General features: G+C 58.7%; 2 protein-coding genes. One reads left to right on the top strand and one right to left on the bottom strand.

Features of this window, described 5'->3' with window-relative positions:
• The first annotated feature begins 26 nt into the window (after positions 1–26).
• Positions 27–1,823, top strand: a complete 1,797-nt coding sequence (locus VJV58_RS00135) for an adenylate/guanylate cyclase domain-containing protein (protein WP_324135275.1) — start codon at positions 27–29, stop codon at positions 1,821–1,823.
• A 29-nt stretch (positions 1,824–1,852) separates the two neighbouring features.
• Here the strand turns inward: VJV58_RS00135 and VJV58_RS00130 are convergent.
• Positions 1,853–2,296, bottom strand: a 444-nt coding sequence (locus VJV58_RS00130) for a cytochrome c (protein ID WP_324135274.1), incomplete at its 5' end; no start/stop codon positions are given.

Genomic DNA, 2,296 nt, shown 5'->3' with positions numbered 1-2,296 from the left:
TTTCACCGGCGGAACCGTGAATTCGCATGACGCTCGCAGCACCCGCAATCATTGACGTGCGCACCGTTAGCAAGACGCCAGCGATTGCGAGTTGGTTCAGCGGCATCGGCGTTCGTCAGGTGCGCCTCGGCTGCGGCCTCGTGATGTTCTCCTACATTTTTTCGCATTTTTTCAATCACGCACTCGGTAATCTCTCGTACGACACCATGGAGGCCTGGCTTCGCTTCCACGTTTGGTGGTGGCGGATTCCGATCGTCAATTTTACGCTTTATGCCGCGGCGGCTACCCATTTCATGCTGGGCCTGTGGGCACTCTATCAACGCCGCCATTTTCGCTACGCCTTGATCGAAATAACCCAGTTGGTGTTCGGACTAAGTATTCCGCTGCTGATCGCTAGTCACCTGGGTGTCGTGCGCCTCGGTACGCTGCTGTTCGCACGCGATGCGCCGATGTATGCATCGCCGCTGCTGGCTTACTGGGTCGCGCGTCCGTACATGATCGGCGTGCAGTTTCTTCTGCTCACGGTCGCCTGGACCCACGCCTGCATCGGCCTTTATTTCTGGCTGCGGATGAAGCCGTTTTTCAAATGGGCGGCCCCGCTGCTGCTGGCGATCGCCGTGCTTTTGCCGCCACTGGCCATGAGCGGCACCAACCGCGGCGGCCACGAGGTGGCCGAACGCGCGGCGCAGCCACAATGGCGCGCCGAACATATCAAGGTGACACCCGCAGCGCAGCGGTCGGTGCTCGATGAAATCACGCTGCTTTACTTTCCGATTTTTTATGGAGCGGCGATTGCGCTCGTATTCGTCGCGCGCTGTGTTCGCGTGTTGTTTGAGCGCCGTCGCGGATCGGTTACCATATCCTACCCGGACCGGCGGGTCCGGGTACCCAAAGGATTGAGTGTTCTCGAGGCCAGCCTGCGTTTCAACGTGCCACATGCGAGCGTCTGCGGAGGCAGGGCGCGGTGCTCGACTTGCCGTGTTCGGGTCGTCAGCGATCGAAGTGCGCTGCCGCGTCCCTCTGGACGAGAGACCTATGTGCTCGCAAAGGTCGGCGCTGCCGCCAATCCGTCGATCAGGCTTGCGTGCCAACTTCGGCCGCAGACCGATATAGCCGTCATTCCCGTGCTACCCGCGCACGTCGGCGCCGATTTCGTTCGCAACCGAAGGCGCGTCAACATCGGTGAAGAGCACTATGTCGTCAGCATGTTTGTCGACATGCGCGGATCGACCAAGCTGGCTGAAGCCCGGCTGCCGTTCGACATCGTATTCCTGATCAATCGTTTCCTGGAGGCTGCCTCGCAGGCGGTGATCGATTGCGGGGGCCAGCCCAATCAGTTCGTCGGAGACGGCGTGCTGGCGCTATTCGGCCTCGACGTTGATCCGGCCACCGCCTGCCGGCAGGCTCTACGAGCGGCTTCGCTGGTGGCCTCGAATGTCGAATACATGAACCACGAATTTGCGACGGAATTGCCGCAGCCGATCCAGTTCGGCATCGGCATTCATGGCGGCGAAGTTATCATCGGCGATATCGGCTTTCGCGATCACACCATATTCACCGCGCTCGGCGACTCCGTCAACGTCGCCGCCCGTCTCCAGGATATGACCAAGACACTGAAGTGCACCGTCATCGTCTCGGAGGAGGTGTGCAAAAACGCTGGTCTCGCACCCGAAGAGCTGACGCGAACCGAAGTATCAATCCGCGGTCGCGATCAGCCGATGACCATCATCACGGCGGACGATCCAACTTTGCTGGCAAGCCTTCTCGAGCAGCAGGCGCGATCAACGGCTGCAGAAGAAATGAGCGCCAACATCCTGGTCTGACTCGCTCGAGCGAGCCGGAGATCGAATCGTCACTTGAGCTTGAGCCGGTAAGTCTCGTGACAATCGGTGCATTTGGAGTTGATGGATTCGTAGGCGACCTTCAGGCTGGCAACATCCTTGACCTTGCCTTTAACGTCCGCGATCGCTTTCTTGACCGGCGGTACCTTCGAATCGAAATCAGCCTTGTTCTTCCAGATTTTCTGCGACGATCCGTAGGTTGCGTTCACCACATCTTCCTTCGGGTTGGTCGCAAACGTAGTGGGGATCGTGCTTACGTTCTCCTCAAGCTGCGTGAGGGCGGCATCAATGGATTTCTGATCATAAGGAATTTCGCCTTTCACGGTTTTCAGGATGACGCTGTATAGCTGCTTCCCCTGGGCTCGCATTAAATTATCCTGCTTAACCGCTACATCCTGTTGCGCCATCGCAGCGCCCAGACCGATCAACAAGGCGACCGCAACAACAACTGCTCG

This window comes from Bradyrhizobium sp., assembly GCF_035273305.1.
Taxonomy (GTDB): domain Bacteria; phylum Pseudomonadota; class Alphaproteobacteria; order Rhizobiales; family Xanthobacteraceae; genus Bradyrhizobium.
Note: the sequence above shows the minus strand (reverse complement) of the source record. Positions and strands in the feature narration are given on the sequence as shown.